22 protein-coding genes are annotated in these 23552 nt (G+C 37.1%); 10 read left to right on the top strand and 12 right to left on the bottom strand.

The window, feature by feature from the left end; genetic code table 11:
• The first annotated feature begins 223 nt into the window (after window positions 1-223).
• Window positions 224-1000, top strand: a complete 777-nt coding sequence (locus J2Z23_RS05735; RefSeq protein ID WP_064468746.1) for a MerR family transcriptional regulator — start codon at window positions 224-226, stop codon at window positions 998-1000.
• 116 nt (window positions 1001-1116) lie between these two features.
• Here J2Z23_RS05735 and J2Z23_RS05730 read toward each other — a convergent pair whose 3' ends face one another.
• The 4 genes from J2Z23_RS05730 to J2Z23_RS05715 all read right to left on the bottom strand — a co-directional run bounded on the left by J2Z23_RS05730 (window position 1117) and on the right by J2Z23_RS05715 (window position 5648).
• A complete protein-coding gene (locus J2Z23_RS05730; RefSeq protein ID WP_064468747.1) occupies window positions 1117-3063 on the bottom strand; it encodes an ABC transporter permease in 1947 nt (648 codons plus the stop codon).
• Window positions 3053-3814 carry an ABC transporter ATP-binding protein gene (locus tag J2Z23_RS05725; RefSeq protein ID WP_057981742.1) on the bottom strand — a complete coding sequence of 254 codons (762 nt, stop codon included), beginning with the start codon at window positions 3812-3814 and terminating at the stop codon, window positions 3053-3055. Before J2Z23_RS05725 ends, J2Z23_RS05730 begins: the two co-directional genes overlap by 11 nt.
• A gap of 141 nt (window positions 3815-3955) precedes the next feature.
• Window positions 3956-4960: a sensor histidine kinase gene (locus J2Z23_RS05720; RefSeq protein WP_064468749.1), complete on the bottom strand. Its 1005-nt coding sequence runs from the start codon at window positions 4958-4960 to the stop codon at window positions 3956-3958.
• The gene (locus J2Z23_RS05715; protein ID WP_057981744.1) at window positions 4953-5648 is read right to left on the bottom strand and encodes a response regulator transcription factor; all 696 of its coding nucleotides are present in this window, start codon (window positions 5646-5648) and stop codon (window positions 4953-4955) included. Before J2Z23_RS05715 ends, J2Z23_RS05720 begins: the two co-directional genes overlap by 8 nt.
• Window positions 5649-5901: 253 nt before the next feature.
• Here J2Z23_RS05715 and J2Z23_RS05710 point away from each other — a divergent pair, with 253 nt between their 5' ends.
• The 3 genes from J2Z23_RS05710 (at window position 5902) to J2Z23_RS05700 (ending at window position 8525) form a co-directional block, all read left to right on the top strand.
• The gene (locus tag J2Z23_RS05710) at window positions 5902-6657 is read left to right on the top strand and encodes a class I SAM-dependent methyltransferase (protein WP_057981745.1); all 756 of its coding nucleotides are present in this window, start codon (window positions 5902-5904) and stop codon (window positions 6655-6657) included.
• A gap of 30 nt (window positions 6658-6687) precedes the next feature.
• Window positions 6688-7179 (top strand): NUDIX hydrolase, encoded by a 492-nt coding sequence (locus tag J2Z23_RS05705; protein ID WP_209973447.1) that lies wholly within the window; start codon window positions 6688-6690, stop codon window positions 7177-7179.
• Between the two features lie 626 nt (window positions 7180-7805).
• Window positions 7806-8525 carry a hypothetical protein gene (locus J2Z23_RS05700; RefSeq protein WP_209973445.1) on the top strand — a complete coding sequence of 240 codons (720 nt, stop codon included), beginning with the start codon at window positions 7806-7808 and terminating at the stop codon, window positions 8523-8525.
• Between the two features lie 164 nt (window positions 8526-8689).
• Here J2Z23_RS05700 and J2Z23_RS05695 read toward each other — a convergent pair whose 3' ends face one another.
• The 4 genes from J2Z23_RS05695 to J2Z23_RS05680 form a co-directional block, all read right to left on the bottom strand.
• Window positions 8690-10060, bottom strand: coding sequence for an aldehyde dehydrogenase (locus J2Z23_RS05695; protein ID WP_057981748.1), 1371 nt, complete (start codon window positions 10058-10060; stop codon window positions 8690-8692).
• 391 nt (window positions 10061-10451) lie between these two features.
• Entirely contained in the window at window positions 10452-11159 is a 708-nt protein-coding gene (locus J2Z23_RS05690) for an ABC transporter permease (RefSeq protein WP_057981749.1), read from the bottom strand.
• Window positions 11156-12004: an ABC transporter ATP-binding protein gene (locus J2Z23_RS05685; RefSeq protein WP_057981868.1), complete on the bottom strand. Its 849-nt coding sequence runs from the start codon at window positions 12002-12004 to the stop codon at window positions 11156-11158. The genes J2Z23_RS05690 and J2Z23_RS05685 overlap by 4 nt, the downstream gene beginning before the upstream one ends.
• A 149-nt stretch (window positions 12005-12153) precedes the next feature.
• Window positions 12154-13266 carry a LytTR family transcriptional regulator DNA-binding domain-containing protein gene (locus J2Z23_RS05680; protein WP_238482627.1) on the bottom strand — a complete coding sequence of 371 codons (1113 nt, stop codon included), beginning with the start codon at window positions 13264-13266 and terminating at the stop codon, window positions 12154-12156.
• Window positions 13267-13438: 172 nt separating this feature from the next.
• On the opposite strand from J2Z23_RS05680, the gene J2Z23_RS05675 reads away from it, so the two are divergent.
• Window positions 13439-13990, top strand: coding sequence for a GNAT family N-acetyltransferase (locus tag J2Z23_RS05675; RefSeq protein ID WP_209973443.1), 552 nt, complete (start codon window positions 13439-13441; stop codon window positions 13988-13990).
• A gap of 43 nt (window positions 13991-14033) precedes the next feature.
• On the opposite strand, the gene J2Z23_RS05670 is transcribed toward J2Z23_RS05675, so the two are convergent.
• Together J2Z23_RS05670 and J2Z23_RS05665 are read right to left on the bottom strand one after the other, a co-directional pair.
• The gene (locus J2Z23_RS05670) at window positions 14034-14963 is read right to left on the bottom strand and encodes an SDR family NAD(P)-dependent oxidoreductase (protein ID WP_209973441.1); all 930 of its coding nucleotides are present in this window, start codon (window positions 14961-14963) and stop codon (window positions 14034-14036) included.
• Between the two features lie 78 nt (window positions 14964-15041).
• Entirely contained in the window at window positions 15042-15620 is a 579-nt protein-coding gene (locus J2Z23_RS05665) for a TetR/AcrR family transcriptional regulator (RefSeq protein WP_057981753.1), read from the bottom strand.
• Between the two features lie 196 nt (window positions 15621-15816).
• On the opposite strand from J2Z23_RS05665, the gene J2Z23_RS05660 reads away from it, so the two are divergent.
• Window positions 15817-16326, top strand: a complete 510-nt coding sequence (locus J2Z23_RS05660) for a DUF3231 family protein (RefSeq protein WP_057981754.1) — start codon at window positions 15817-15819, stop codon at window positions 16324-16326.
• Window positions 16327-16593: 267 nt separating this feature from the next.
• Here J2Z23_RS05660 and J2Z23_RS05655 read toward each other — a convergent pair whose 3' ends face one another.
• Together J2Z23_RS05655 and J2Z23_RS05650 are read right to left on the bottom strand one after the other, a co-directional pair.
• Entirely contained in the window at window positions 16594-17274 is a 681-nt protein-coding gene (locus tag J2Z23_RS05655; protein ID WP_057981755.1) for an LrgB family protein, read from the bottom strand.
• Window positions 17240-17644: a CidA/LrgA family protein gene (locus J2Z23_RS05650; protein WP_064468753.1), complete on the bottom strand. Its 405-nt coding sequence runs from the start codon at window positions 17642-17644 to the stop codon at window positions 17240-17242. Before J2Z23_RS05650 ends, J2Z23_RS05655 begins: the two co-directional genes overlap by 35 nt.
• Before the next feature lie 116 nt (window positions 17645-17760).
• Here J2Z23_RS05650 and cidR point away from each other — a divergent pair, with 116 nt between their 5' ends.
• The 4 genes from cidR (at window position 17761) to J2Z23_RS05630 (ending at window position 23462) form a co-directional block, all read left to right on the top strand.
• Window positions 17761-18657, top strand: a complete 897-nt coding sequence (gene cidR / locus J2Z23_RS05645; RefSeq protein ID WP_057981757.1) for a cidABC operon transcriptional activator CidR — start codon at window positions 17761-17763, stop codon at window positions 18655-18657.
• Between the two features lie 192 nt (window positions 18658-18849).
• Window positions 18850-19872: a glycoside hydrolase family 15 protein gene (locus tag J2Z23_RS05640; RefSeq protein WP_057981759.1), complete on the top strand. Its 1023-nt coding sequence runs from the start codon at window positions 18850-18852 to the stop codon at window positions 19870-19872.
• Between the two features lie 496 nt (window positions 19873-20368).
• A complete protein-coding gene (gene glgB / locus J2Z23_RS05635; RefSeq protein ID WP_209973439.1) occupies window positions 20369-22315 on the top strand; it encodes a 1,4-alpha-glucan branching protein GlgB in 1947 nt (648 codons plus the stop codon).
• Complete coding sequence (locus tag J2Z23_RS05630; protein ID WP_082881481.1) at window positions 22305-23462, top strand: glucose-1-phosphate adenylyltransferase; 1158 nt, start codon at window positions 22305-22307, stop codon at window positions 23460-23462. The genes glgB and J2Z23_RS05630 overlap by 11 nt, the downstream gene beginning before the upstream one ends.
• Window positions 23463-23552 lie beyond the last annotated feature (90 nt).

Raw genomic sequence — 23552 nt, 5'->3', positions numbered from 1 at the left:
TGTGTCAATGAAAAGGTTTATGTGTTGAACTCTAAAAAACGGTAGATACTCTATTATAATCTATATTGACCTCCCTCCCAAAACACTCCGCTTATGTGAAACCTTTGCTCATAAAGATAATCCATCTCCAAAATTTATTTGGGTTGTTCTAAATTTATCCTTGCATCTCCAGTTACTGGAGGAGCTATGATAAAGATAATGAAAAACCTGGAGGGATTAGAAGATGAGTAAAGATAAAAAATACCTAATTGGTGAATTTTCCAAAAAGACGCGTACCTCTATTCGAACATTGCATTATTATGATGAAATTGGTTTGCTCAAAGCTGAAAAAGCCCCACAGTCTGGACGTCGTTTGTATACAGATCAAGATGTACTTAAATTGCAGAAGATCATCGTGTTTAAATTCCTAGGTTATCGTCTAGAGGAAATCGCTACGATGATGAATGAGGAGCGTTATGACTCAAGTTTAAAGGAAAGTTTACAAACTCAAAAGCAGGCTCTTGTGGAGAAAAAAGATCACATTGAAACAGCCTTAAAGGCGATTGATCGAACAGTTACTTTATTAGAAGAAGTAGAGGAAGTGAACAGTGATATTTTAATGAGCCTTGTCCAAAATATCCAAACAGAGAGTGAACAACGGCTTTGGATTGAGCAACTTGCACCAAATGAAGTGATAGATCAATTGTTTGACAAGACGGAAGAAGAAATGTTGGCGCTGGATATAGAGTTTATTGAACTGTCTAATGAGATTAAAAGATTAATGAATCGCCCGTTTGATGATCCTGAAGTCCAAAAGTTAGTTGAAAAACATATGGAGGCCACTATGGAGTTTGTTGGAGAAGAGGCTATGGGTGTCCTCGGAGAATTAAGTGAGTTAGCTGTGGAAGACTTTGAAAAAATTATTCCTTCTCCATATACGGAGGAAGAGGAAAAATGGTTACAGCAAGCAATGGAGCATTATATGATTCAAGTGGGAATATACACACCAGATAAGGAATAAGACCCCAAATAAAAATAATGATTCGGCTGAGGACCACTTAGAAGTGGACCCCAGGCCGAATTTTAGGTTATGGAGAGCTTTGGATACTGGCATTATTTATTATTCATTTCCTGCTATTACAATGCTTGTTGAATCACCTTTTTGGAATAAAAGATGGAAAGCATTCCAAAGATAGAATATAAAGCAGTATAGATTACCATAACAATCAGCATAGGTGTCCACAGCTCTGTTCCAAAAAGGAACCAACCAGATTGAACAGCAAAATAACTATGGGAAAGACCAATAACGAGAGGGATTCCAAAGTTAAAGAATTGTTTTGTTTGAATGCCTCTTAGCAAGTCACCTTGAGTAAAGCCTAGTTTTCGTAAGATTGTATATTGAGGTTTTTCATCTTCACTTTCATCCATTTGTTTAAAGTAAAGGATACAACCAGATGTAATTAAAAAGGTGAGTCCCAAAAAGGCAACGATAAACATGATTAATCCCATGTTCATTTTCTGGTTATTGCTTACTTGCAGCTGAGAAAAATTATGGGCATTCTCGTCAAAACTAAGGCTTTGAAATAGCTTATTGGCCTCTTCTAATTTCTGCTTGTCTTTCAGATTGATTCCGACAAATAGCGAGGAATCCATCTGGAGATCTGGATTAAGATCGTTCTTCATACGTTGAAAGGTTTTAGCATCGACAATGGCAGTAGGTAGTCCACCGTTTGTAAAATTATAAGGGATGATATATTTATCTTCTAATCCGATATATTTTTGCGGAATTGTTTCTTTTTGTCCGCTCCACTCGATGTTCCCCGAAGTTTTGAAGGACATCATTTTATTTAGGGCATCACTGGTCCCCGTAAAAAGCGTTTCGTCCTGTTTTAGATCGAACCCTTTAACGGCTTTGTCACTGATAACGGGGAGGGTCAACGTATTCGGATCAAAGTTCATCCCTTCCATACTAACTGTCAATATTTCCTCTACATTTACATCTGCTTGAATGACATCGATTTGTGTCTCAATATAGTCGATATTCTTCCCCTTTAATGTCTCTTTGAATGCTTCTGCATCCTTTGCTGTTGTAAATGAGAAGTGTGTGGGTACACTGCTTTCGGCGTTCTTTTCCGCAGAATAATATGAGATATAACTTAGCGATAATAAGCCAATGGCAAGCGCAGACACGGTTGTAATAATGGTTAACAAAAAGGCACTTGATTTCATGCGAAACATAATCGAGGAAAGGGATAACACTTCATTTATATTTAAGTAGCCTTTTTTCCCCTTTCGAATCATGTTCGTGATGAATGTAACAGATCCTTTATAAAACAAGTATGTGCCGATAATAACTGAGCCAAGAATGAAAATCATCTTGAAAAAGAGTTCGTTCACGTTTGCAAAATCTCCGTTAAATAACTTTGACGAAATATAATAGCCTGACAGGATACAAATAATCCCCAATGCCCCCAAAATGATCTCAAATAGGCTAACTTTTTTCACCCTTCCTTCTGAGGAGGAAACCACTTTAAATAAAGATAAAATCGTTTGCCTTTTGATAAACATATAGTTCATCAACAAGATAAAAAGGTAGATCACCGCAAAAACGATAAGTGTTTGAATCAATGCTTTTATAGAAAATTGCAGTGTAGTGCTTGTTTCAAGGCCCACTATTTTAAATAAAATCATTTTGATTAATTTTGAACCAGAAAATCCAATGAAAATTCCGATCAGTAAGGAACCAAAATAAAGGATCACGTTCTCGGCGCTTAAGAGACGGAATATTTCATTTCTCGTCAATCCAATTAGCTGAAATAAGCCTATCTCCTTACTACGACGCTTAATAAAGAGCTTATTTGCATATAGGAGGAAAATAGTGACAATGGAGACGAGGAGGACGGATCCTGCCTTGACCGCTGCTGCCCCTTTAATCGATCCTTTTGCTTCGTCCATGGATGGATCGTATTGCAGGGTGACAAAGGCAAAATAAAGAGCAACACTAAAGACTAAGGCAAACACATAGAGATAATAATTTTTAATATTCTTCTTCAAGCTACGAAGAATGATTTGATTAATACTCATTTTGTATCCCACCTAATAAAGCCTGTGTCTTGATAATGTCATTGAAAAAGTCTTGCCTAGATTGCTCGCCCTTATTTAATTGTGAATAAATTTGTCCATCCTTTATAAAAATAACGCGACTACCGAAACTTGCAGCTGTCGGGTCATGCGTTACCATAATGATGGTAGCTTGTCGTTTTTGATTTAATGCGCTTAGTTTGTTTAACAAATCAGCAGCAGACTTTGAATCTAGTGCCCCTGTTGGTTCATCAGCAAAGATTATATCCGGCTGATGAATAAAAGATCGGGCTGCAGAGGTGCGCTGCATTTGACCCCCTGATATTTCATTCGGATACTTATCTTTTACATCATATATTCCTAATTCCTTGGCAACCGTTTCGAACTTTCGCTGTGCTTCTCTTTTGGCTATTTTTGTAATAGATAAAGGCAAAAGAATATTTTCTTTGACCGTCAATGTATCTAATAGATTATATTCTTGAAATATGAAGCCTAAATGATTCTTCCGAAAAGTAGCCAATTGTTTTTCCTTCATGTTGGTCATTTCATTACCATCAATTTTAATCGTTCCATTACTGACCTTATCAATCGAGGACAGTACATTTAGTAATGTTGTTTTGCCTGACCCAGATGCCCCCATAATGCTGACAAATTCTCCTTGGTCTACACTCAGATCAATACCTTTTAGCACTTCTTGCTTATTCAATTTATTACCATAGTTCTTGTATATTTTGCTCGCCTCTAAAATCTTCATTAAAATACCTCCATTGATCTTCTTAAATCAGTGAGGATGAGAAAGTCCCACTAATTGGTTCACTTTATTTCATTATAAAGAGTGGCTCTTTTGTTTTCCTTCGATTTGGCGAACAAATTGAAAAAGCATGTGACATTGTTGTCACATGCTTAATATATGCTGAAATTTATTTGCTTTTGGAAATATAAGTGTAATAGTTGTTCCCTCTTGGAGTTCTGAGGTAACACGGATTTGAATCAATAATGAATGTGCTGCTTTTTTAGCTAAATATAATCCCATCCCTGTTGCGGCATTGTCCCGATGTTGCAATGTAGAAGTAAAGCCTTTATCGAAAATCCTTGGCATGTCTTTTGGGGCAATTCCACGTCCAAAATCGCGAATTTCTAAATGAATATGATCGTTTTGCAGATAGGTCTTGATGAGAATATCAGTTGATTCACTGTATTTAATCGCATTTGTTAATAGCTGTCTGATGATAAAAGCTAACCATTTACTATCACTTAGTATGGCTCTTTTCTCTAGGTCTACGTCAAAACCAATCCCCTTTTGCATACACCAGGATTGTAAGGATTTAATTTCTCTGAAAATGATTGATTTTACATCGATTTTTTCAATATGTAAATCATTTTCAATAAATGGCATACGTTTTTGGTGCAATTGTTGGTCAAGGAGTAAGTGAATGCGTACCCATTCATGAGTTAATTGTGTTTTGACTACCTCATCCTCTAAACGGTCAATAATTAATTGCATGGCTGTTAATGGGGTCTTAACTTCATGAATCCACGACAATAAATCATCTTTTTCCTGCTCTAAATTAACGAAATGAATGGCAGCTTCATTTTTAAGTTTTTGCGTTTGGTCTGTTAACGTTTCTTTTACGATTTGTTCAAAGGGGCTTTCCGCATGAATAATCGTACTTAAATCAAGGTTGGGCTCCCAATCATTTAGGCTTTTATAAAACTTTGTTTCTTTTTGGTAACGAACAATCCCAAATATAATAATAATCAAACAGGACAAAAAGATAATGTAGAGAATGGGTGTTAACGGAATGGCGGGATCGAGATAAGCAACAAAGACAAGCAGTAACTGAAGAAAAAGAAATAGAAAAATCCAACTACATCTTTCTATAATAAATTGTTTAATCATATAAAAAGTCCTTTTCTACAGCAAGATATCCTTGTCCGACCTTTGTTTCAATATAGCCTCCTAAATTAAGCTGTTCAAGCTTTTTCCGTAACCGATTGACATTTACAGTTAATGTATTATCACTAATAAAGCGTTCATCGTCCCATAGGCTTTTGATGAGTTCATCACGACTTACAATCTTATTTTTTTGTTCAATGAGCACTTTTAAAATGAACATTTCATTTTTGGTTAATTCAATTGACCCATCCTCATTTTGAATCATATTTTTCTCGTAATCAACCGTTGCTCCATTCCATGTCTTAAGTGAAATTTCATCTGTATTATAATTGTAGGTCCGACGTAGAACAGCTTGAATTTTTGCAATTAACACATCGAAGTGGAAAGGCTTTTGAATATAATCATCTGCACCAAGCTGCATGGACATGACGATATCTGTAGGATGGTCACGTGATGATAAAAAGATGATCGGGACCTTCGAATGAGAACGAATCATACGGCACCAGTGGAATCCATCAAATTTCGGCAACTGGATATCGATTATGACTAAATCAGGCTTTACTGTTGTAAATTCTTCCATAACCGTACTAAAATCGTTAATCCCATACACAGTATAAGACCATTGCAATAATCTATCTTTTATTTCGCGGAATAGAGTTGCATCATCTTCAATAAGAAGAAGTTTAAACAATTGAAAACACCACACTTTTAGTAAGTAATAAATTTTGGGGGAGTTCAGCTTATCAGTGATTTAACCATTCTTTATATAATAAAACTAACTAATATAAGATCCCATTGAAGCCTACCTATTTCCTTAGTATGTACTATTTTACGATGATTGCCTATACTAACATACTTTTTACGGATTGAATAAAGGAGATCATTTGCAACATAGAGAATATTTATAGTCGGGTAGAATATCATACTGAAGTAAGGTGATAAGAATGGCAAGAAATATCGGGACGGAAGAAGCGATAAAAAGATGGGATCAATTTGCGGACGCTTATTCTGAGATGCATACTGAACAAGGTGATCGTCATAAAGAAATCTTTTTAAATCCCACATTATTTTCGCTTATGGATAAAGTGGAGAATCAAAAAGTTTTAGATGCCGGATGTGGGGAGGGCTATTTAAGCAGACTATTAGCGAAGGCTGGGGCAAATGTAACGGCTGTTGACTTTTCTAAGAGAATGTTGGAAATTGCCAAAGAAAGAACTGGATCTGAGCAGATTATTTATAAGTATGGGAATTGCGAAGATCTTTCATTTCTAGAGGATCAAAGCTTTGATCTCATCGTCTCCAATATGGTGATTCAAGATCTTGCTGATTATGAGAAGGTGTTTTTGGAAATGTATCGATTGTTAGTAAAGGGAGGGGTTTTTATTTTCTCTTTATTGCATCCTTGCTTTGTGACTCCTAATAGTGGCTGGGAGAAAGATCAAAACGGTGAAAAGATGCATTGGAATGTAGATCAGTATTTCTATGAGGGAGCCTATGAACAAAGAATGGGTGAGCAGGAGAAGATCCTTCTATTTCATCGTACATTGACAAGCTATGTGAATACAGCGATTCAATCTGGTTTTCTAATAGATGGTCTTATCGAACCAAAGCCATCGCCAGAAATGTTGGAGAAATATCCAACTTTTAAAGAGGATTTTCGATGCGCTGATTTCATTGTTTTTAAGCTTAGAAAGCCGTGAAATGATAGGGGCAGTAAAAGGGGGCCATTTATGGTTAGTGTGGAGAAATTCCATCGAGCCTTTGGTGTTTATGGAATATTAATTAAGAATGGAAAACTGCTAGTGATCAATAAAAGTGGTGGTCCATATAAAAATCGCTTTGATCTTCCTGGAGGAAATTTAGAGGATGGAGAAGGCCTTTTCCAAGCCTTAAGAAGAGAGTTTGAGGAAGAGACGGGGATTGATATTGAGATTAAGGAACAAATAGGGGCAGTTGATTTCATGTTACCATGGGACTGGAAGGACTACACTGCTGTTCATCATATCGCTATTTTCTATTTAGTTAACAAAATTGGCGGTGAAATAAGTGAGCCTGAACAGTTTGATGGACAAGATTCTCTTGGAGCCGTTTGGGTTTCGAAAAGGGAAATTTCTCAAGAAAATGCTTCTCCATTAGTCCTCAAGGCCTTTCAATGGCTTCGTACTGGAGAATTCGGAATCCAAACATATCACTATAGAAATTGGGAAATTAAGCAATTATAGCGAAATAAACATATACCCAGTTTCTAGGGAAATTTACATTGTGTGAATTTTCGCTAATTTGGGTAAAAGTAAGTAAATATTCCCTATCTATAACTAGTCTAACCACCCATCTACTAAATTAAAGGAGATGGGTTTTTCTTATTAAAGAGCATGCTCATTGCTAGCAAGGTTAGAAACTTCCTCGTCTTTTAAATTTGAAAGTGAGGTTACTTCAATGGAAAAAACCAATTTTTATCCTAATTATAATTTGTGTGTTTTTCTTACAAGCTAACACTGCGGCGGCATCTGATCGATATAACTACGAAAAACCGGAAATGTTAATTGGAGTAGAGCAGAAACCAGCGAAAGCATAAAGTGACCCAAACCTCAGGATTCATAACAATATAAGACTTTTTAAAGGGATCTTTGGTACGATTTTGTCTTTTTATGGATTTTTACAGTATATATGGAATTTTTACACTTGATCAGAAAGTTGATCATAGTAAGATTGTGGAATAGTGGTTACTGAAAGCGCAGACATGGAGATGAAAGGTTTTAAAAAGAGAGAGAAGGGAACATTTATTGAAAAAACTTGCTCTAAGTATAGAACATTACCGTTATGTCATTTTAGGAAGGGAAGGGTATGCGTGCAATCAACTCAGCAAAGGGATGGAAAAGTGGTTGCCTTTACTCAATCAAGAACTAACGCTAGTAAGTTCCGCCATGACTATCCACTTACAAATGAAGTACGAAATGAACTATTAGACGATGTATATACGCAATTTACTGATTTTGTATTAAGAGAGGAATATATCATTTCCCAGCCTATTATAAGGGAATTCGTGGAAAGCTATAATCTAACAGAAAAAAAATCTTATACTTTAGAATTTAATTTATTTTGGTCGAAAGTTTTATATACAGCAAGATATCGTGAGGATTTAAATTATATTAACCATTTCATTGCTCAAAATGTATCCCGGTCGCCAATTGTTTGTCATTGGTTAAGAGAATGGGAAAAGGCTAAACCAAGTTTTTATCGTATTGATTACCAATATCATCAACAAGAGTGGAGAGTGACGAATCTTTTAACAGATGAAATAGTCAAAGTTATGCTCCGAGACGCTCCTATTCCTTCTATTCAAGAACGGGATATTGTCGTCGGAACATTAATACCGATAGGAAATAGTAGCTACTTTCCCCTTGTTGAATTTTATCATTTTGACTGTGCCACAGGGCAGGAAATAATGGCTCATCTTCAAGAAAATTATCTTCAGTATCTAGATGAATCTTCATTCTATGAAGCTTTTTTTCGTATTCTTTCCGAGGCATTACAGTTAGAAAGTCTTAGAATAAGAACGGTTTATTGAGAGTAATATTCCTACAGTGTTTTAAATGCAATAATATTTTGTCAGATAGAAATAGTATGGGGTGAAGTGTAATATTAGAATCCCACTGTATTAGCAGTGGGGACATAAATATCAAGTTTATTGTCTCGATTCTTTGTTATATTACTAAGAACGAGAGTAGCTAATTATTTTAAGAGAAACTTTAACTTTTTTAATCCGTTTTTCATATTCGGGTAACGAAAGGGTAGATCAAAGCGCGTTGTTTGTTTCAGTATACTTTTTTGATGCGAGAAGGTGTCAAAGCTAGCTTTTCCATGGTATGTTCCGATTCCACTCTGCCCAACCCCACCAAAAGGCAAATACGGTGAGGCGATATGATAGATAGTATCATTAATACAACCTCCCCCAAAGGAAAGTTTGCGCAACACTTTTTCTTGAATCGATTGGCTATCTGTAAAGAGATAGAGAGCTAGCGGTTTGGGGTGTTGGCGAACTTCTGCTATTACGTCATCAATTTGTGAATAGGTTAATATCGGAAGGATTGGTCCAAATATTTCTTCCTTCATTATGGCATCTTCCCAACTGATATTGTTCAGAACAGTAGGTTCAATCATTAGGGAGTGTTTATCTGTCTCCCCACCACAAATGACTTCCATATTAACTAAAAAGGATTGAAGACGTTCAAAATGCCTCATATTGATGATCCGAGTGTAATGGGGATTTTGTAAGGGCTTATCCCCATATAAATCATGGATAGCTTCATGAAAACAACTAATAAATTCATCCTTTACGCTGTCGTGGAGATAGAGATAGTCAGGCGCTACACAAGTTTGCCCCGCATTCATAAATTTTCCCCAGGCTATTCGTTTAGCTGCAAGCGGAAGATTTGTATCATGATGAACAATACAAGGACTTTTCCCACCTAATTCTAGTGTAACAGGGGTTAATTCCTTGGAAGCAGCCTCCATGACAATCTTTCCAACAGCATCACTGCCTGTGAAAAAGATATAGTCCCATTTTTCAGCCAACAAAGCTTGGCTTATTTGAGCATCACCAGGTACAACGGTAATATATTCTTTAGGAAAAAGCTCTTTGATCATATCTGCTAATACGGCTGTTGTATGGGGAGTCCATTCAGAAGGTTTGAGAACGGCACAGTTACCTGCTGCAATTGCCCCAATTAGAGGAGCGATCGAAAGTTGGAATGGGTAATTCCAAGGTGAAATGATTAAACTAACGCCGTAAGGTTCTGCAAATGTGAACCCAGTCGAGCCAATATGGGTCATAGGGGTTCGCACTTTTTGAGGTTTCATCCAATGATGTAAATGTTTTAAAGTAAAACGAATCTCTTCTAATACAATGCCAATTTCCGTTGAATAAGCTTCAAATGCTGATTTATGTAAATCTGCTTGTAAGGCAGCCAGCAGCTTTCTTTCATAGCGTTTAATACCAGCACGTAATTTGTGGAGTGCCTCTAAACGAAAGGATTTCTCTTTTGTAGCATCAGAATCGAAAAAAGCCCTTTGTAGCTGAACTAGTTGTGGAATATCTTGCATGATTATAGCTCCTCCTGACATATGTACTCTTCATTCATGATACTATAATCACTTCTGAAAATGGATTGGTTTTGTTTGGGGTGAAAAAACAAGAAGAAGCTGGGACATAATGTAAATGTTAAGCATCAAAGACGAACAATGCATTAACATAGCGTAGGAATATACGTAAATTTCTGCGGGAGGTCGGCGTTGGTCACGTCCTGTGACCAACGCCGGCACTAGAACAACTCATTCGTTGAAAAAGCATCGGTGAGATCCCCCTGAGTGCGCTAGCAGTGGAATCACCTGCCGCCCCGAAAGTGAAGTATATTTCCGAAGCGGGTTATATGCACTTAGTAGTTCGGTTATCTTTGGTGAAAACACTTTTGTCCTAGCCCCGAGGGAAAGTTTATTAGTCAACCATCCGTCTTTGATATACTGTGATTACCAAGGCAGAAACAGCGACCACCCAACCAAAAATGACTAAGAGATTTGGCCAAACATCTAGGAAACCGGCACCAGCTTGGCTTTCCGTTGCTAGGTCGATTAATTGGACACTTGGGAGATATTCCGCCACTTTTAGAAAAGGATACTTGTCCGCCATATTTAGTAATGCTGATCCAAATGAGAATAGTCCAAAGAACGGCATAATAACGACAGAAGCTTCCATAACAGATTTTGTTAATAAGCCGAGCAATGTTCCTAAGCCGATGTAAAACAAAATGGATAAGACCATTGCCAAAGAAATCACAACTAGATCCATAGGTTTATATTCTATTAGAAAGGCTGAGATAAGGATAATGATGGCTGTGCCGATAAAGCTTAATAGACTTTTCCCAGCTAAAATTTCCAAAGTACTTGCTGGCGAAAGCATTAGCCCACGTAAAGTGTTTTTTTCCTTTTCCTCAGCAATTAAAGCACATTGTACATACGCAGCAACTAAGCAAAGGGTTAAATTAAACACCATATAATGCCCACTAATCGTTTCAACACCCATTCGTCCATAAAATGCAGCCAAAAGTATTGGCATAAGGGCTGACGTAGATACAAAATAGTTTTTTATGACATCTTTATAATCCTTTTGAAAAATGGCCATTGAACGTTTAAGTGAAAAAATCATGCTAAATTCCTCCCTGTTACCTCTACAAAAATATCACCAAGTGTAGGTTCATTTGAAAAGATGGATTCTACTTTATTAGCGGACATTAATTTATATAAGGTTTCTGCACCATTAGGTCCTTTTTCAATAACTTCCTCTTGACCATCTGTTAACACAATGGTTAAAGTACGGTCTGCAAATGTTTGCCGCAGATCACTAGGAGCCCCCAATAATTGAATAGCCCCATTATTGAGAAAAGCGACACGATCACAAAGTGTTTCGGCTTCATACATATCATGGGTTGTGAGAAAGATCGTTGTTCCTTGTGCTTTCAAGCTTTCTAATCCACGATAAATATGCTTTGTGTTTACAGGATCGAGAGCTGAAGTGGGTTCATCTAGGAATAATAGCTCTGGCCGATGTAAGAAGGCTCGTGCTAAAGTAACCCGCTGGAGCATTCCTTTTGATAATTTGGAAACAATTTTCTTCTTGGCTTCCTGTAAATTAACCATTTGCAATACTTCTTCGATTCGACTATAAGGCACATCGTAAAGATCACAGAAAAGTTTTAAATTGTCATAGACAGAGAGACGTCCATATAGCCCGCTGTTATCTGTCAACACACCAATCTTTTTACGATAAGCTGGTTCCTTTAATTTTGTAACAGTCACACCTAGAACATGAGCCTCCCCATCCGTTTGGGCTAGTTGGCCTGTAAGAATTTTAATCGTAGTGGTTTTCCCTGATCCACTTGGTCCTAAGAAACCAAATGTCTCTCCCTTTTTTACATAAAAGGATAAATCTTTTAAAGCCGTTTGGTTTGAAAACAGTTTAGCCATGTTTTTTACTTCAATAATGTTCTCCATTTGTTCATCCTCCATCGCAAGCTCCTCGTAAGGTCTTGCTCTTAACATGTTGCCCTTATCATAATAAACAATGAAGGAGCAGACATTATATCCGCGATGAAAGGAGCTATTTGTAGGGTGAATGGAGTATTGAAGTGATGGATGCATCCTTATTTCAAACCTAAAATTTCTTTTAACTCAACCATTTTATTTTTAGATAATGGAATGGAAGACTTATTTTCATCCATGAGTACTAATGAAAAGCTATTCCTCGTAAACGTTATAACTTCCCGAACCTTTTGTAAATTAACAATATAAGAACGGTGACAGCGAAAGAAGCCATATAGCTGAAGTCTTTTCTCTAATTCTGTCAAAGTAAACATACTGGGATAAGATTCTCCTTTTATATAAATAAGGGAGTGTCCTTGTCCGCTTTCAATATAATCAATTTCAGGAGGATCAAATAAAACGATTTTATCATTTATCTTAGTTGGGATTTTTTCGAAATGAACAGGCTGTACAATAATTTCTTCATCCTTTTCATCTATGAGATTTCCTTCTTGGTTTTCCTCTTCCTCTGATACAATATCGAGTTTTTGTAATCCTGTTTCATCTAACCGATATACCTGATTAGTGACTGATAATGCTGATTCCATATTACTTGTAAAGATTAGGATTGCTTTTTCCTGTTGTTTTAAATTACGTATGATTTTCATAAATACTCGTTTGGTTTCCAAATCTACATTTTGATCAGGCTCTTCAAATATATATAAAAGTGGATTTTGAAAAAGGAGGCGTCCAAATTGAATCCGCCGTTTTTCAGATAAGGATAATTGCTGAACCTTTTCACTTTTCTTTATATCTAGTTGGGTCATTCGCAGTCCTTCTTCGATTGTTAAAGTAGAATGATATAGCTTTCGGTAGAAGGAATAATGGTCTTTCACTCGTAATCTTTCATAAAGGCCATCATTCAAATTGCAAAAGCCTACATAGGCGAAAAACTCCTTTTTGGCTGATTCTATGGAAACGCCATTGACGTATATTTTTCCATTTGAAATGGGTGTTTCCCCCATAAACATTTTCATTAAAACAGTTCGCACATTTGTATTCGTATGGATGGCTAGCACTCCTTGCTTCTGAACATCTAAGCTAAATGCAGGGAAGATTATAGTGTGACCATCTTGTTTTTCAATATTTTTTATGGATAAAATACTACTCATAACATCATCACCTTGTCCATCATAATCATAGTAGAAAATTAAAGTTATTTGATAACTATTCATTATTATAACCGAGAATAGCTATCCAGTTATGATTTTGTAGAGAATAATCTTTTCCCGGGAAATATTGTCGAATTTAGTTGGGAAATTTATGTGTTTTAATTGGATTAAATGTAAAGTTTTTTCGGAACTTTAAGTTATAATAGCCATAGTTGAGAGAAGGTGAGGGGGAAAAATGTATAAAGCGATTATAGATACTAATACATATATCGCCATATTAGAACCAAGACATGAGCAAGAATTATTTGCTTTAATCAACAGCAGTCGAGAAAGCATTGGCAAATGGTTAGCATTTCCTACAAGCACAAAGGAAATCCAAGACACAAAAAATTTTATCCAAAGATCGCTTAATAGATTAGCTGCAAATGATGGTTACTGGGCTGGGATTTGGTACAAAGGACAAATAGCTGGTTCCATAGGCTTTTTGTACATCGACTGGGGAAATAAAAAAACAGAACTTGGCTATTGGTTAGGGAAAGAATTTGAAGGGCTAGGATTGGCAACAAAAGCATGTGCTTGCTTAATCGAACACACCTTCTCCGATCTCCAGTTGCACAAAGTGGAAATTCATGTGGCGCCTAAAAATTTTAAGAGTAAGGCGATTCCAGAACGATTAGGTTTTACAAGGGAAGGGATGATAAGAGATTACGAATTACTCAATGGGGAGTATCATGACCGAGTTATTTATGGTTTATTAGAAAGTGAATGGGAGGGAATGAATAAATAAAAACAACAAGTGGTTGTTATAGCACTTGTTGTCACGATCATTTTTATAAGAGCATGTATTCTAACGTCTGTTTGATGCCCACCTGATAGGAAGTACGGGGAAGAGGACCTATTTCCCTTTCGTATTTGGCCCCATCTAGCACAACGGGGTCTTCGTTTAAGTAGAACATCTCTACTACTTCACGCATAGTTGGATCGAAAAGGCCAGCTAGTTTAACGATCCCTTTACTAATAGGAAAGACTGGCTTTTTATAGCCATTTATCTCGCGAATAATTTGGAGGATTTCTTCTCCCGTTATCACATCATATCCAGGAATATTCCAGTTTTGCCCAAAGGCTTTATCTTGTAAAGCTAGATTAACCAACGCCTTCGCTCCATCAGGTGTATAAATGAATTCACGAGCTACTTTTTTTGAACCAACAAATAGAGATTTCTTATGTTGAATCACATTTTTGAAAGTAATGTGTAAGAGCGTATTTTCTGCATTAGGACCGTAAAAATCTGGAAGATGGGCAAATAAAGCTTGAACATTCGAATTCTTTATTCGTTTTTCTACCTGTAAGCGAATTTCCCCCTTTTTTGTATGGGGCCTTTTTGGCGTGTCTTCTGTTACTTTACTACCTATCGATCTTCCGTAAGCATAAATATTTTCTGCGAGTACTAATTTGGCTCCTACGGTTTTAGCAACTTGGAGAATTTTTTCGAAAAATGGCAATAGGTTTTCGTCCCATTGTTCATAAGGTAAGTTAGCTGATTGAAAAATTGTGTCAACTTGCTCGGCTGCACTGAGCAGCTCATTCAAATTGAAAATATCACCTGTGCAAATCTTGACTAATTCTTGATGCCCAAATAAGGCTTTAAGTTTCTGTTCTGAACGGGCAAATGCTTTTACCTCGATTCCTCTTTGTACTAGCTCTTGAACAAGTGCATATCCCATTCCTCCAGATGCTCCTAATACAAGTACTTTTTTCATAATAAGACCTCCAATTATTAATTGACCGCTGTTCAAATTAAAGGATAAAAAGAAAGTTAAGGTGATAACCCGAAACTTTCACTTTTCGTTACTAAAATTTTTTAGAATAAATTCTACATGTAATTTTGCCATTTCCTTTACATCCTCATAGTCGACAATATGACGGAGATAATGGGTAACAAAGCCATGTAAAGAAAGGAATATGGACCAAATTTCTTGAATGGTTACGGACTTATCACATAGAGACTGTACACTATTGGCAAACACCTCATATGTTTTGCTTGGCTCTTGGTTAATAAAATTTCGTACTTCCTCATCTTTAATTAAAAACATAATTTCATAATGGCTTTGATGAGTTAAACCAAAGCGTATAAATCCAAGCAAGATTCTTCGTAATTTTTCCTTAGGGTCCAATGGCTCTTCCATAATCATCTTCAATTCTAATTCGAGCATGTTGAAATGGTCTTCAACTAAAGCATAAAAAAGCTCCGCCTTATTTTGAAAATGATAATAAATAGCTCCATGACTATATCCCAATTTTTTGGCAATTTGCCTCATAGAGATATGTTGGTATCCTTTATCAATAAATAAATCCCTTGCTGCATCCATAATCATTTCACGGGTTAGTTCTTGTTGAACAGATTTACGTGGTGACATTGTGACCTCCAATTATTGACCGGTGTTCAATTTAATTGTACTGTGAGAAACTCTTCAGTGTCAATAGATATAAGAGGATTAATAAAAACTGGCAATTTTGACGAAAGGCTGCTTTCTATGAATGGATTGTGGAGCCTGGAGGAAGGATAAGATTGTGCAAATGTAAGAGCACAGTCATGAAATTAAGGAGGCTACTATGGGAATTTTAAGTGGGAACCCAAAAAACGAACCAATGCATTATGGTGAAGTATTTGGCATATGGTCTTTTTTAGTTGGGGCAAAGGGAATGATTGCTTGTTATCAAACACATTTAAATCATACTGGTGATGAGGATCTTTATGAGCTATTAGAAGAGGCACTGAAGCAAAAGCAACAAGAAGTCAAACAAATTGAAGCCTTATTAAAGGAGAATGGTGTTGGTTTACCACCGACTCCACCTGAGCGCCCTAAGGCAAACTTGGAAAGTATCCCAGTAGGAGCACGTTTTATGGACCAAGAAATCTCCGCTTCATTAGCAAAAGACGTGGCCGCTGGCTTGGTCGCATGCAGTACAATCATGGGAGAATCTATCCGTGAAGATATTGCGATGATGTTCGGTCAAATGCATACACAAAAGGCAGCGTTCGGTGCGAAAGTTCTTCGCTTAAATAAGGAGAAGGGATGGTTAGTACCTCCACCTCTTCATCAGTATACAGCCGATTGTTGATTTCACCTCAATCTTGTTTAAGCATAATGGGAAATTTAGGGGCTTCCGTTCCGGGTAAGCCCCATTTTAATCATCCTAAGAAAAGGTTTATACTTAAAGCGATCATTGTGAAAGGAAATGCTACCAATATCTAGTACGAATGTTAGAGAAAGTCCTTGCACAAGACTGTTTCATAAAAGCTTGCATGCTTTTGTTTGTTAAATAACTTCATTTGCACATTGAATATAATGATTGATGGCTGAGCTAATTGTGCTAATCTGCACTTGTTTAGCTTAACAGGTTTAAATATATCCATGGAGATAACCAAAAGGTTACGAGAGCAGCTAATACCATACATACACTGGAAACAGCACCTGTAATAGGGCTTAATTCTAAAGCTTTCGCTGTACCTGATCCATGTGAGCTTGTTCCCAGTAAGATGCCCTTGGCGATATCGCTTTTTAATCGAAAGAGTCGAATCACCCACGGACCGAATATCATACCGAAGATCCCCGTCATAATCACAAAGACAGCCGTAACGGTAGGAATACCACCTAATTTCTCCGAGGCATCCATGGCAATGGGTGTTGTAATGGAATAAGGAAGAATACTCGTAAGTAAGGTTTTATTTAACTGGACAATAGAGGCCATAGAGAAAGATACGAACAGAGCTAATAAAGATCCTAGAGTGACACTTAGTACGATCGTAGGTAAATGTTTTTTTACGATCGGAAAATAACGATACAGTGGGATTGCCAAAGCAACTGTTGCAGGCTGCAACATATTGGTTAGCCATTTCGCGCCTTGATTATATGTTTTATACTCAATTTGAAAGAGAAATAATAAGGCGATAATTACTAAGGGAGCAATTAATAGCGGTGTTAAAAAGGCTTTCCCTGTTTTTTTATAGCATAACTTGGCTCCCCAATAGGAACTAATGGTGAGCAGGAGGAAGAGCAGTGTCAGCATGGTTCACTTTAACCTCCTTTTGACGTGTTAATTTGTCAGCTAATAGACCTGAACCAATCATCACAGCTAGGGAACTGACAAAGATTACTACGATAATTTGTATACCATTATTTATTAAAAGTTGTTTATATTGAATAACCCCAACCGCAGAAGGAATAAAGAATAGAAGTAATTCAGCAACTAACCAGTTCCCTCCTACTTCAATCCATTTTAGCTTTATAACTTTAGTTTGTAGTAAAATAAACAATAGAATTAACCCTAGTATACTTCCAGGTACTTTTAAATGAAGAAGGGCTGATATTTTTTCCATAATTAAAGTATAGCTAAATAATAGTAAAATTTGTGTGACACCGATGAATAACTTTTTCATAATGCCTACCTTTCTAAGATGTCTTCACTTATAAGTATAGTTGGAACTTATATATAGGTAAAATGAATAATTAGAATGTGAATCATTCATAAAAGTAATGGAAGGGTTTGAGAGAAATGGATATACAGCATTTGAAGTACTTTGTGGCAGTAGCAAAGGAAGGGAACTTTACTCGTGCGGCCAATAAGTTATATGTCACTCAACCAACCATTAGCAAAATGGTTAGAAATATAGAGGAGGAATTGGGTGTCACTCTTTTTGACCGATCGGGTAAACAAGTTAAATTGACAGATGCCGGAGAAATTATTCTGATTCAGGCACAGAACATTATTAAATCCTTTCAAAATTTATCCGCAGAATTAGATGATTTGATGAATTTGAAAAAAGGTTCCATTCATATTGGCTTGCCCCCCATGATTGGTTCACGTTATTTTCCCAATGTAATTCAAGCTTTTCACGATGATTATCCTAATATATCTATTCAACTTGTAGAGGATGGGGCAGTGAAGATAGAGGAAGATGTTCAAAATGGCACGCTTGATTTAGGAGTGATCGTCTTGCCAGTGGATCGGGAGCGATTTCACTATTTTTCCTTTGTGAATGAAAGGCTAATGTTATTGGTTCACCCTAATCATCCCTTAAGCAAAAAGGAAGAGGTTAAACTAGCTGAATTAGAGAAAGAATCTTTTGTCTTTTTCCGCAGAGATTTTACCTTGCATGATCGGATTATTACAGAATGTGTACGAGCAGGTTTCCATCCGAATATTATTTGTGAAAGTTCACAATGGGATTTGATTAGTGAAATGGTTGTTGCGAACTTAGGGATCGCTCTGCTCCCTGAAACGGTTTCTAAACAAGTAAATCAAGAGCAAGTAGCTGTCATCCCTCTTATTGAACCAGTTATCCCTTGGCAATTAGGTATTATTTGGAGAAAAGATCGCTATTTATCTTTTGCGGCTAGGGAGTGGATTCGTTATACCAAGGCATTTATGGGGATTGAGGATGAGGAGTGAACTTTTTATTGGGGACGATCGCCCTTTTTCCTAAGGAGACTCCCCAAATAAAGGCTTATACATATAATATGGTACAGAGCGCTTTCATTCAGCGGTTTCTCTCATTCCTAATTGAAAACTTAAAATATGGGTTTATAAAATGGGAAAATGTTAACAATGAGCTACATGAGAACTCATTGGAGGTGGTTCACGATGAATATGGAGATGGCTCTTCAAGTGATTGATAAAATGCGTTTGCCCAATGGTGCTTACACGGCCAGTCTTTCTAAGGATTACAATTATGTATGGATTCGTGATGTCGTCTATACAGTTTTACCGTTTCTACATGACCGGTCTGAACGCTATGAAAAGGCCTACCACGCTTTATTTGATTTATTCAAAGACTATGAATGGAAAATTGATATTCATACAGAACAGAAACCAGTATATTTATTTGAATATATTCACTCCCGCTATTCAACGGATTTAAAAGAGATCGATGTAGAATGGGGTCATGCCCAAAACGATGCTGTAGGTGCGTTTTTATGGGGAGTGGGAGAAGGCATAAAGTATGGCCGCAAAGTGATTAGGGATGAGGCAGATTTACGGATTGTGCAAAAACTTGTTCATTATCTAGAATGCTTACAGTATTGGCAAGCAGAGGATAATGGAATGTGGGAGGAAAATATTGAGTTACACGCCTCTAGTGTCGGTGCCTGTGTGGCTGGATTAAGAGCGGTCAAAATCTTAGTCCATGTACCAGAGGATCTCATTCGAAAAGGAGAAGAAACTTTACGCTTTTTGTTACCGCGTGAGAGTGAAACAAAGGAAGTGGATTTAGCATTACTTTCATTGATCTTCCCGTATCGATTGGTTGATCGGAGCACGGCTCTTACCATCGTTCAGAAAGTATCAGAACGTTTGGAAAGAGAAAGAGGCTGTATTCGGTATGAATATGATCATTATTATAATGAAGGAAATGAAGCTGAATGGTGTTTTGGATTTCCATGGCTTGGCTTATGTTACAGTGAACTGGGAATGAACGATAAAGCGAATGAATATGTGGAAAAAACGCTCCGTAACATTCCTGAGAACTGGGAAGTACCCGAATTATATATTGGTGGAAAAAATGAGGCAAATGGAAATACACCACTGGCTTGGTCAGTTGCCCTGTCCTATTTATTTTTGACAAGAGTACAAACCTTTCAAACAGCTATACCTAGTAGTAGTTTATAAAATAAGAACCCTTAGAAGTGTAAAGAAAAACACTTCTAAGGTTTTTTGTTTTGTACTTTTATTGAATGAGCGTCATGGCTTAGTTAAATAAAATACATATAAATCTACACTTGCTAGTGCCATATGTATTGGAAAGCAACCCCACTAAGATCTAAATCTGTGTCATCCGTTATTTCTGCGTTTCATGACAAAACTAGCGATTTTTCATCGAAGGATTCGCATTTTTCGCAACGAAATAGATTATGTAAGAAATTTTTTGAAAAATTAAGTACAAGTAACTTCATATAGCAAAGCACAAAATCCCCCCTCGCTTTGTAGTTACGTAGAGAGGTAGCTCTTGGTAAACTTTCAGCAGCACACCGTGACGTTAATAGCGGAGCAGGAGAAAAAGCGTAAGGGTATGTGTCTGCCCGTGGCGTTAATGGCGCTTTTCTTAATAAAAATAAAATATGGAATATTTCTGGGGAAAGTTCAATAGGATAGTGGAGGTGTTATATTGCAAGAATTGATAGGTGGTACAGAGGAATGGCTCCCAAGTGATTATGAGCAATATCTTTTTCATGAGGGAACACTTTATGAATCATATAAAATGCTAGGAGCGCATATCATGACCGTGAATGGGGTCAAAGGTGTGCGATTTGCCGTTTGGGCTCCTAATGCCTTATCGGTGTCTGTTGTAGGAGACTTCAATCAATGGGACGGTTCTCAGACAGTTATGAACAGGATCAAGCACTCAGGAGTATGGGGGATATTTATTCCGGGATTAAAAGAAGGAAGTTTGTATAAATACGAACTAAAGACACAGGAGAAGGAAATCGTGCTTAAAGCTGATCCCTATGCATTTTATTCAGAAAGGAGACCTAAAACCGCTTCAATTATTTACCATTTAGATACATATCATTGGAAAGATCAGAAATGGTTGGAACAAAGAAAGAGAAAAGATCATTATCACCAGCCAATGCTCATTTATGAAATACATCTGGGAACATGGAAAAAGAAAGCTGATGGCAGTTTTTATTCCTATCGTGAGTTAGCAGGTGAGCTGATTACATATGTGAAGGCGCACGGCTACACCTATATTGAATGTATGCCTCTAATGGAACATCCTTATGATCGTTCATGGGGCTATCAAATTACAGGCTATTTTTCGGTCACAAGTCGTTTTGGTATTCCAGAAGATTTTATGTATTTTGTCGATCAATGTCATCAGAATGGAATAGGCGTTATTATGGATTGGGTTCCTCTCCATTTTTGCAAAGATGCACATGGTCTTGGACGATTTGATGGCACCCCATTATATGAGCCTATCCAATCTGAGCGAGCGGAGCGGAGGAACTGGGGAACATATAATTTTGATTTTAGTAAACCAGAAGTGGAAAGTTTTCTTATTTCAAATGCCATGTTTTGGTTGGATGTTTTTCATATAGATGGCTTTCGCATTGATGCAGTCTCTTCCATGGTTTATTTGAATCATGATAATGCTGGGTCGATTTCCTTGAAAAATCATTTAGGAGGAGAAGAAAATCTTGAAGCGATTACGTTTATAAAAAAATTAAATAAAGTTGTGTTTGAACAATATCCGGGAATTTTGATGATGGCTGAAGAGGCAACGGATTATCCACTAGTGAGCGCTCCAACTTATGCAGGGGGTCTTGGATTTAACTACAAATGGAACATGGGATGGACAAATGATGTACTTCGCTATATGGAAATGGACATAGCAGAGCGCCCAGCCCATCATCATCTTTTAACCTTTTCCTTCTTTTATGCATTTTCGGAGAATTTTGTTCTTACTTTTTCGCATGATGAAGTTGTCCATGGTAAACGTTCATTACTAAATAAAATGCCAGGGGATTATTGGCAAAAGTTTGCGCAACTTCGCTTATTATATGGCTATTTCTTTACACACCCGGGAAAAAAACTCCATTTTATGGGGAGCGAATTTGCCCAATTCGATGAATGGAAAGACTTGGAGCAACTTGACTGGAACCTGTTTGATTTCGAATATCACAAAAAATTCTCAGTGTATTTCAAAGCATTAAGTCATTTTTATAAAAAAACAAGTTGTTTATGGCGATTAGATCATGAACAGGAAGGGTTTGAATGGATTGATCCAAATGATGTAACACAAAGTGTGATCACATTTATGAGGAAGGGCAAGAAAAAGGGGGATTATTGTATTGTCCTCTGTAACTTCAGTGCAAATGTTTATGAACACTATACGATTGGTGTGCCATCTAATGGCAGTTATATTGAGGTTTTTAATAGTGACTTGGCGATGTTTGGAGGCTCCAATCAACATAACCCAAAGGCGATAAAGGTGGATCAAGTCCCATATCATAACCAACGATATAGTATGAAAGTTACCGTTCCCCCACTAGGAATGATTGTCCTCATGAAACAAACAAAAAAACGACGGAGGAGTGGTTTTTATAGTGTCTAAAAAAGTGATAGCTATGTTACTTGCAGGTGGACAAGGAACTCGACTTGGAGGATTAACAAAGGAAATCGCAAAACCAGCTGTTCCCTTTGGTGGAAAATACCGTATTATTGACTTCACTTTAAGTAATTGTACTCATTCAGGTATCGATACGGTTGGGGTGTTAACACAATATCAGCCTCATGTCTTGAATCATTATGTTGGTGAGGGAAGAGCATGGGATCTAGATTGTCGCTCTGGAGGTGTTTCTGTACTCCCTCCCTATAAAGGTCAAGATGGTGATCATTGGTATAAAGGGACCGCAAACGCCGTCTTCCATAATTCTCATTTTATTGATCAATATGATCCTGAGTATGTCCTTGTCATATCTGGCGACCATATTTACAAGATGGACTATAACAAGCTCCTTCAAGCCCATATAAAAAAGGGAGCAGATGCATCAATTGCGGTCATTCAAGTACCTTGGAATGAAGCTCATCGCTTTGGCATTATGAATCTAGACCAAACCGATAAAATCATTGAATTTGAAGAAAAACCTTCCTTTCCACAGAGCAATCTTGCTTCTATGGGGGTTTATTTATTTAATTGGAAATGGCTTAAACATTATTTAACCGAAGATGTTCGAGATGAGACATCATCGAATGATTTTGGTAAAGATATCATTCCGAAAATGCTTGCTGATCAAAGAAAATTATACGCTTATCGATTTAATGGCTATTGGAAAGATGTAGGGACAGTTCAAAGTTTATGGGAAGCAAATATGGATTTTTTAGATGATAAGACCGGATTTGAACTAGATGATCCCAACTGGCGAATCTATGCGGGGAATGCAAACCATCCACCTCAATATATTGCCCCAGAAGCTAAGATTAGTCAAACCCTTATTAATGAGGGCTCCATTATATACGGCACGGTTGAACACTCAGTCATCTCTTACAATGTCTATATTGGGGCAGGTTCCTTAGTTAAGGATTCCGTGATTATGCCAAATGTAAGGATTGGGAAGAACGTAAAGATCGAGCGAGCGATCATTGGCAAAGGGACAGTAATTGAAGATGGGGCTGTCATTGGGTCCGCCAATCCGGCAAAGGAAATTACTCTGTCCGGGAATTGCCAAGTCGTCTCTGAAAAAGTACAAAATGTGTTATAAGGCTTTATTTATAAGCCTTTAAAATGACAGTAGCTGAACGGTGATTTTCCATCCGGTTTGCATATGATCGTCTGTTTTGGCATGTACTAA

This window comes from Lederbergia galactosidilytica, from assembly GCF_017873565.1.
In the GTDB taxonomy this organism is placed as follows: Bacteria; Bacillota; Bacilli; order Bacillales; family Bacillaceae_C; genus Lederbergia; species Lederbergia galactosidilytica.
Note: the sequence above shows the minus strand (reverse complement) of the source record. Positions and strands in the feature narration are given on the sequence as shown.

What these genes read in the sequence shown, in the direction of transcription:
- J2Z23_RS05735 (WP_064468746.1), top strand. Translation starts at nt 224, where the DNA reads ATGAGTAAAGATAAAAAATACCTAATTGGTGAATTTTCCAAAAAGACG.
- J2Z23_RS05730 (WP_064468747.1), bottom strand. Translation starts at nt 3,063, where the DNA reads ATGAGTATTAATCAAATCATTCTTCGTAGCTTGAAGAAGAATATTAAA.
- J2Z23_RS05725 (WP_057981742.1), bottom strand. Translation starts at nt 3,814, where the DNA reads ATGAAGATTTTAGAGGCGAGCAAAATATACAAGAACTATGGTAATAAA.
- J2Z23_RS05720 (WP_064468749.1), bottom strand. Translation starts at nt 4,960, where the DNA reads ATGATTAAACAATTTATTATAGAAAGATGTAGTTGGATTTTTCTATTT.
- J2Z23_RS05710 (WP_057981745.1), top strand. Translation starts at nt 5,902, where the DNA reads ATGGCAAGAAATATCGGGACGGAAGAAGCGATAAAAAGATGGGATCAA.
- J2Z23_RS05705 (WP_209973447.1), top strand. Translation starts at nt 6,688, where the DNA reads ATGGTTAGTGTGGAGAAATTCCATCGAGCCTTTGGTGTTTATGGAATA.
- J2Z23_RS05695 (WP_057981748.1), bottom strand. Translation starts at nt 10,060, where the DNA reads ATGCAAGATATTCCACAACTAGTTCAGCTACAAAGGGCTTTTTTCGAT.
- J2Z23_RS05690 (WP_057981749.1), bottom strand. Translation starts at nt 11,159, where the DNA reads ATGATTTTTTCACTTAAACGTTCAATGGCCATTTTTCAAAAGGATTAT.
- J2Z23_RS05685 (WP_057981868.1), bottom strand. Translation starts at nt 12,004, where the DNA reads ATGGAGAACATTATTGAAGTAAAAAACATGGCTAAACTGTTTTCAAAC.
- J2Z23_RS05680 (WP_238482627.1), bottom strand. Translation starts at nt 13,266, where the DNA reads ATGAATAGTTATCAAATAACTTTAATTTTCTACTATGATTATGATGGA.
- J2Z23_RS05675 (WP_209973443.1), top strand. Translation starts at nt 13,439, where the DNA reads ATGTATAAAGCGATTATAGATACTAATACATATATCGCCATATTAGAA.
- J2Z23_RS05670 (WP_209973441.1), bottom strand. Translation starts at nt 14,963, where the DNA reads ATGAAAAAAGTACTTGTATTAGGAGCATCTGGAGGAATGGGATATGCA.
- J2Z23_RS05665 (WP_057981753.1), bottom strand. Translation starts at nt 15,620, where the DNA reads ATGTCACCACGTAAATCTGTTCAACAAGAACTAACCCGTGAAATGATT.
- J2Z23_RS05660 (WP_057981754.1), top strand. Translation starts at nt 15,817, where the DNA reads ATGGGAATTTTAAGTGGGAACCCAAAAAACGAACCAATGCATTATGGT.
- J2Z23_RS05655 (WP_057981755.1), bottom strand. Translation starts at nt 17,274, where the DNA reads ATGCTGACACTGCTCTTCCTCCTGCTCACCATTAGTTCCTATTGGGGA.
- J2Z23_RS05650 (WP_064468753.1), bottom strand. Translation starts at nt 17,644, where the DNA reads ATGAAAAAGTTATTCATCGGTGTCACACAAATTTTACTATTATTTAGC.
- cidR (WP_057981757.1), top strand. Translation starts at nt 17,761, where the DNA reads ATGGATATACAGCATTTGAAGTACTTTGTGGCAGTAGCAAAGGAAGGG.
- J2Z23_RS05640 (WP_057981759.1), top strand. Translation starts at nt 18,850, where the DNA reads ATGAATATGGAGATGGCTCTTCAAGTGATTGATAAAATGCGTTTGCCC.